At 50.3% G+C, this 6,543-nt stretch carries 9 protein-coding genes; 4 read left to right on the top strand and 5 right to left on the bottom strand.

Annotated features, from left to right (window positions below):
- On the top strand, window positions 1-220 hold a 220-nt coding region (locus HWQ67_RS11045; protein WP_218252743.1), incomplete at its 5' end, for a hypothetical protein.
- Window positions 221-332: 112 nt separating this feature from the next.
- Here HWQ67_RS11045 and HWQ67_RS11040 read toward each other — a convergent pair.
- Window positions 333-542, bottom strand: coding sequence for a hypothetical protein (locus tag HWQ67_RS11040; RefSeq protein ID WP_218252742.1), 210 nt, complete (start codon window positions 540-542; stop codon window positions 333-335).
- A 476-nt stretch (window positions 543-1,018) separates the two neighbouring features.
- Here HWQ67_RS11040 and HWQ67_RS11035 point away from each other — a divergent pair, with 476 nt between their 5' ends.
- The 3 genes from HWQ67_RS11035 (at window position 1,019) to HWQ67_RS11025 (ending at window position 3,486) form a co-directional block, all read left to right on the top strand.
- Window positions 1,019-1,312 (top strand): nucleotidyltransferase family protein, encoded by a 294-nt coding sequence (locus HWQ67_RS11035; RefSeq protein ID WP_218252741.1) that lies wholly within the window; start codon window positions 1,019-1,021, stop codon window positions 1,310-1,312.
- A 181-nt stretch (window positions 1,313-1,493) separates the two neighbouring features.
- Complete coding sequence (gene gatB / locus HWQ67_RS11030) at window positions 1,494-2,942, top strand: Asp-tRNA(Asn)/Glu-tRNA(Gln) amidotransferase subunit GatB (RefSeq protein ID WP_218252740.1); 1,449 nt, start codon at window positions 1,494-1,496, stop codon at window positions 2,940-2,942.
- 1 nt (window position 2,943) lies between these two features.
- Complete coding sequence (locus HWQ67_RS11025; protein WP_218252739.1) at window positions 2,944-3,486, top strand: NUDIX hydrolase; 543 nt, start codon at window positions 2,944-2,946, stop codon at window positions 3,484-3,486.
- Window positions 3,487-3,767: 281 nt separating this feature from the next.
- Here HWQ67_RS11025 and HWQ67_RS11020 read toward each other — a convergent pair whose 3' ends face one another.
- The 4 genes from HWQ67_RS11020 to HWQ67_RS11005 form a co-directional block, all read right to left on the bottom strand.
- The gene (locus HWQ67_RS11020; RefSeq protein ID WP_255317237.1) at window positions 3,768-4,421 is read right to left on the bottom strand and encodes a histidinol phosphate phosphatase domain-containing protein; all 654 of its coding nucleotides are present in this window, start codon (window positions 4,419-4,421) and stop codon (window positions 3,768-3,770) included.
- A gap of 55 nt (window positions 4,422-4,476) precedes the next feature.
- A complete protein-coding gene (locus HWQ67_RS11015) occupies window positions 4,477-5,031 on the bottom strand; it encodes a hypothetical protein (RefSeq protein WP_218252737.1) in 555 nt (184 codons plus the stop codon).
- A 10-nt stretch (window positions 5,032-5,041) separates the two neighbouring features.
- Window positions 5,042-6,178: a PilW family protein gene (locus HWQ67_RS11010; protein ID WP_218252736.1), complete on the bottom strand. Its 1,137-nt coding sequence runs from the start codon at window positions 6,176-6,178 to the stop codon at window positions 5,042-5,044.
- Window positions 6,179-6,183: 5 nt separating this feature from the next.
- On the bottom strand, window positions 6,184-6,543 hold a 360-nt coding region (locus HWQ67_RS11005; RefSeq protein WP_218252735.1), incomplete at its 5' end, for a hypothetical protein.

Genomic DNA, 6,543 nt, shown 5'->3' with positions numbered 1-6,543 from the left:
CTGTTTTAGAAGATGGATTCCAGTTTTCACGGGAATGACAAGAAATGGTATTTTGCGCCCATATGTGTCATTCCTGCGCAAGCAGGAATCCATCGCTCACCAATTTTTTTATGCACCCATGTTTTTCTTCCATTTGTTTATGCCAATTGAAATCTGCTATAATCGTTTTGTCGTTTGGGTGAGCGCGCCGGAAAGCCGCGTCAAATTGATGTTTCTCTAATTCATGAATCCGCTATTGCTCTTAATAAGCTCTTGCGTGTTTTCCCTATACCACTCTGCGAGTTCGGCGCGGCTAACTTTGCCTTCCGCAAGACCTAAAAATAGCGGTTCTGTCATTTTGCCAGTTTGAGAAGCAAATCCCTATGTTTTTCTATATATGCATCAATGAGTTTGAGGTCTTCCATTTTTTTACTTACCTGAGACATTGGTGGTTTACTTGCGTCAATTTTCTCCAAGCCACGCAATATTGATGCCTGAGTTACATTCAAGTTCTGATTGGTATCAATAGCGCATGTTTGTTGTTTAACTTTCAAGTTTCCCATATGTTCACCCCTTGCCTTCTGTAATTTTATTAAAACCTTATGATCTATGCTAACCGGATACTTACTCTTTTGTCAATGCAGGGCAATCTCATTTTGAGCGTAAGAAAAAAAAGTATCCTCTTTAAAAAGCAGGGTAAATTTTATTTCACGGTAAAAGATATGGATTCCTGCTTTCCCCTGTTCAAGCCAGGGGCAGGCTGCGGCAATGACAGTTACAGCCGTTTTCCAATTGTGTCATTCCTGGCTTGACCAAGAATCCAGGATGCGTAAAAGTATGGTAGCGCCACAATCAGCCGTGATTGCCAGGAGTTAAGCCACTTTTATATTTATCGTAATATGGCATTGTTACTGTGTTTAAGCGATGTGACCACGCCGGGCTGGAGTGCTACCTATGCACCTGCTATTGGATTTATTTCTTTAAACAATATATGTATGGTATAATGTAGATAATATGGTCATGTGCGGATAAAAAATCAGTGAAAACTTTAAGTGAAATAAAACAGATAATACGAACGCATAGGGTAGAAATTACTGACAAGTACAGTGTCAGGGAACTAGGGATATTTGGATCGTTTGCAACTGGTAATGAAGGCATTAAAAGCGATGTGGATATATTGGTTGATTTCAGCAAATCCGTTAGTCTTCTTACCCTTGTGGGGTTGGAGAATTATCTGTCAGAGCTGCTTGGTATGAAAGCAGATGTTGTGCCAAAAAATGACCTGAGAAGAGAAATAAAAGATAGAATCTTGACTGAGACACAATACATATGAGTCGTGATGTATTCCTATTAAGGCAAATTAACAAGTCAACATATTTCAGCACCCCACTGTGAATAAGCTAAAGATGGGGTCAAGGGGACTGGTCCCCTTGCAGGGGGGGTCTGAGGGGGGGGCAGAGCCGCCCCCCTTCTTTTTTTCTCCCTTCTTTTGAATTAAGGAGGCGTTTGACCGTATGACTAAGAGAGATGCGGCAACCAACTACGAGGTTGTCATTGGACTGGAGATACACGCGCAGATGTCTACTGCGACGAAGATGTTCTGTGGCTGTACGACGCGCTTTGGTGGACAGCCCAACACCCACACCTGCCCCGTGTGCATAGGGATGCCCGGGGTGCTGCCCGTGATGAACAAGCGGGCGCTGGAATTTACCATCCGGGCGGGACTGGCAACCAACTGCCGGATAGCGCCCTACAGCCGCTTTGCACGCAAGAACTACTTCTACCCCGACCTGCCCAAAGGCTATCAGATAAGCCAGTACGAACTGCCCATCTGCATTGGCGGCTCCGTCGTCGTCACCACCGAAGACGGGGAAAAGACCATCGGCATTACGCGCATCCACATGGAAGAAGATGCCGGCAAGAACATCCACGAGGGCAGCGTTCACCATAGCTTGGTTGATCTCAATCGTGCGGGCGTGCCGCTGATGGAGATCGTGACCGAACCAGACATTCGTAGTCCCAGGGAAGCAGCCGCATTTATGCGCAAACTCCGGGGGATACTGCGCTACCTCGATGTCTGTGACGGCAACATGGAGGAAGGCTCCCTGCGTTGTGACGCAAACGTCTCACTGAGACCATACGGCACCGAGGTCCTCGGCACAAAGACCGAAATCAAGAACATCAACTCGTTCCGGTTTGTGGAAAAGGCACTCGAATACGAAATAAAGCGTCAGGAAAAAGTACTCAAGGCCGGCGGCACCATCACCCAGGAGACGAGGCTGTGGGACGTGGCCGCATCCGTGACGCAATCGATGCGTTCCAAGGAGGAGGCACACGACTACCGCTACTTCCCCGAGCCGGACCTCATCCCAATTGCCGTATCGGAGGAGTTTATCGACACAATCAGGGCTGCGATGCCGGAACTGCCCGATACCCTGAAGGGGCGCTTTATCGAGGTCTATAACCTGCCCCAGTACGATGCCGACATCCTGACGTCGGACAAGCAGGTAGCGGTCTTCTTTGAGGAGGCCGTCCGTGGCGGTGCCAATCCCAAGGCCGCCAGCAACTGGATCATGGGCGAACTGATGCGCCTGCTCAACGAAAAGGCAGTGGCCTTTGAATCGCTGCAACTGCGCCCCATCGACCTGGTGGGACTTATAAAGCTCATAGACGATGGCACCATAAGCGTCAAGATAGCCAAGGTCGTCTTTGAGGACATGTTCACAACGGGCAAGTCCGCCCAGGAGGTCGTCAAGGACAGGGGCCTGGTGCAGATAAGCGACCAAGGACAACTGGAACAGACCATCGCCGACATCATTGCCGCCAATCCTTCCGAAACGGAGCGTTACCGTGCAGGAGAGGTCAAGCTCATGGGGTTTTTCGTGGGCGAGGTCATGAAGGCGACAAAGGGCAAGGCCAATCCCAAGCTGGTCAACGAAATATTAAGGAGGAAACTGTCATAACATGCAAGAGACGGAACTGCTGGACATAGTCAACGAGGATGGCGAAATCATAGGCGTGGCCAGTCGTGGCGAAGTCCATGGCAATAACAGCCTCCTGCACCGGGTGGTACACGTCCTGGTATTTGACGCAGCCGGAGACCTGATACTCCAGAAACGCTCGATGAACAAGGACGTGGCCCCCGGCAAGTGGGACACCTCCGTGGGCGGACACGTAGACCACGGTGAAACGGTAGAGGCCGCATTGGTGCGTGAGATGCGTGAGGAACTCGGGATAATATCAGCGTCGCTACTTACAGTTGCCGGGCCAAATACACCACCGGAACTCATGTACTGCTACATCCACAGCAACAGTTACGAGTCCGAGCTGGTACACACGTATCGTTATACGCACACAGGCGCCATTGACTTCAACAGCGATGAGATCGACGAGGTCAGGGGCTGGCCACTACAGGAAGTGTGCGAAAACCTCGGCAGAGCAATATTCAGCGACAACTTTGAGGATGAGTTCAGGAAATATCTGGACTTTAAGGACAGCATCGCGTGACCGGACACCTCTTCTGAAGAAAAGAAAGAAGGGAGGCGGTTTGTGGCAGGGGTGCCTCACCCCCTCCGCCCCTCCCTCAGACCCACCCCGCAAGGGGGCCAGCCCCCTTTTATGCCGGGGGTCGCTGACCCCTTGACCCCTTCCTGCTTGTTATAGCTACTTATGCTTTCTTGCTTAACACTCCAGTCCGACGTGGTTACATCGCTTAAGCACAGTAACAATGCCATGCTACGAAAATATAAAAGTGGCTTAACCCCTGGCAACCACGGTTGATCGTGGTGCTACCACCTCAACGCCTTGCTGACGATATCCTCTGAGCGTTTGAAGCATTGCTGCACTGCCTGGGGCGACATTCCTGCGGCCAGGCCGATGGTGTATGCGCGTTGTCGGTTGATTAAGTCTCCCGGGCTGTGCGTATCGGTGTTGATGACGAGGCTTGCCCCGAGCCTGACAGCTGTTGCCGCAACATAGCCGTTTGAGAGACTGTGTCCGCTCCGTGCCGTGATCTCAAGGGTTACGCCCATATCTCTGGCGCGTATGACGTCTTCGTCGGTGATGAGTCCGGGGTGTGCCAGGATGTCAACGCCGGCCTCTATGGCAGCCCTGTTTGTTCCCACCTTGACCGGTTCCACGATCGTCTCTCCGTGTACCACGACAAGGCGTGCACCCAAGCCCCTTGCCTCTGCCACGATCTCCCCGATTAACTCCGGTGGTACGTGGGTGATTTCCACCCCTGGGATCACCGTTACCGTGGTGTGGTTGCTGAGTTCCCTGGCGACCTTGACCGTCCTGGGAATAATGAACTCAAGGTTTGAGGCGTCACCGTGGTCAGTCAGCGCTATGCACCGGTAGCCAATTACCGCAGCGCGCTGCACAAGCTCCGATGGTATCAGTTGTCCGTCGCTGAGGATCGTATGCGTGTGCAGGTCTATCATCACGTATAGAGTTATGATAGCGTTATTGCGGAGGAATTAGCAAAGCGTATCACCCTTAATCTATCCTCAAGAGGTAGAGGAAGAGCATGTTTACGGACTCTCTGAGCAGGGCTGGATTTTCTGCGTATACTGAGATCGTGATAACGTTGTACGTATTACCTGTGATTATTTGCTTATTATCGGCGAATTTCGTGTACACCGTGTAGTCTCCCAAGGTGGATATGAAGTCGGGACACACCTTTGGGTCGGCGCTTGTGGCATTTGCAGTAGTGCATACGTTAGAGTTATAGTCCGTGTAGGCGTTACACGAGGTCCACTGGTAGGTGTTATCAGGGTCATAGGTTGATCTCGCTACTCTGTCCGCTGTACAGGTGGCGTACTGCACGGTGCCATAGGCGGGACTTGTCTTGCCTGTGACGATGAAGTCTTTTGCTATTGCCACACCGCCTCTGGCGGCCTCCATTGTAGAGGCATAACGCTTCACCGAGCCGGAGAGCTTTGACTCCTGCATCACAACAAACATCAGCGCCCCCGTAAGAGCCAGCGCAAGGAGCGCAAACATCATCGTTAGCACAAGGCCAAAGCCGGCTTCATTTTTAAGTATCTTCATACGCTCCGCCTCACATAAGATTTAGTGGTTTAGTTACCATTTTATATATTTTCCACTTGTAATGCACATAGTCCGTGCCGAAGTTGACGGGTGTTGTGAAATCAAAGGTCTTAACGGTAATGCTGCTATCTCCGATCACCATTTGGTTGGCCGGATTGGTTACGAAGGTAAAGTCGGGGTCAAACTGTCCTTCCTGCACGAGCATAAACACCTTGAGTTCCTTCAACTGCTGTTGCAACAGGTCTGCCGTAGTTGGTATGGCGCTGGTTGTCCAGGAATCGACTATGTTATCGGCATTTGTATCCAGGCCAAAGGCCAACTGGATGTCTGCCACGCAATCAAGCAGGGGTTGGATATCTCGTGCTCCCGTTGCCTGATTTATCACGGCCCTGTAGAGCGTGTACGTATTGGGATTGCACCTTGAGGGGAAATTCGTCGGGGGCCTGTACAGGAAGTAGTCTACACGATTAAATGGCATTCTCAAGTTGCTGGTGCTGTCCACTCCATACATAATAAAGGCAATGTCAATACTTCCCGGCGTAGGCATATTAACACTGTCGTGTACGGGCCAGTTATTGAGTGTAAACTGCCAATTACCTCCGGAGGTCTGGAGCACCTTGTTTATTGTTGATACAAAGATAACCCTCTCGGTGTTTTTGAAGTCGTAGCGCGGGTCATTCCACAATCTGTAGACCCAGCTTGTGCCGTCGTAGTAGACGAAAGTCCACTTCTCTGATACGTTTGTCAGTGCAACGGCGAGGGACTTTACCGCCAGCACGTCGGAGCCGTTACCTCCCGTGTTATCAGAAAACCTGTAGGTGAGTGGTTCGTTAGAGGGGGCATCGTTTAAGATAGAAGGGTCTGTCCCGTAGGTCGTAGTAGAAATGGCCTCGGTGTATACGATATCCAGCGCCGGGGGAAAGTAGGCACGCGGTAGGCCGTAGCCGCCCATCTCTATGTCATATCGCATGATGTCAAGGCCTGCAATGTCCTCCATATGGGATTCAGTAACCTTTGTCACGTTCTTAAAGCTCTTTGACAGCGTAATAAAAGACGCAAAGGTTGCCGCCATTATGGCGCTGAGTATAAACAGCGTCACTACAAGCTCCGTTAATGTGAAACCGCTTTGTCTTGTTTTGTTCTGCATAGTTTTCATCTGCTTATGAGTGTGTTTACGGTATAATTCATCGTTTCGCCCTTGAATGCCCACGTTACGGTGATGTCTACCCGTTTGTTGTTGGGATCAAGGACGGTCACCGTCTTGACTATACCAAAGTTAATACTTGCATTTTTAAACTGCCTGGTATATGTGTTTGGCGAGGTACATTTTTCACACGTACCTGTCAGTACTGCGTCGAAATTGGCATCTCTTGTGGCCTCGAGTTCTTCCTTGACTATCTTTGTGACCTCGTCTCTGAGTTCGTTTTTGTATGTGACATTGCTGGCAACGGTAACTGTCTGCAACAGAGCGACCAGAACAAACAGCAGTATCACCATCGAGACGAGTGCCTC

The sequence above is a fragment of the Candidatus Magnetobacterium casense genome, from assembly GCF_019173545.1.
Classification (GTDB): Bacteria; Nitrospirota; Thermodesulfovibrionia; order Thermodesulfovibrionales; family Magnetobacteriaceae; genus Magnetobacterium; species Magnetobacterium cryptolimnobacter.
The sequence above is the reverse complement of the archived record's forward strand: the minus strand, read 5'-3'. Positions and strand labels throughout refer to the sequence as shown.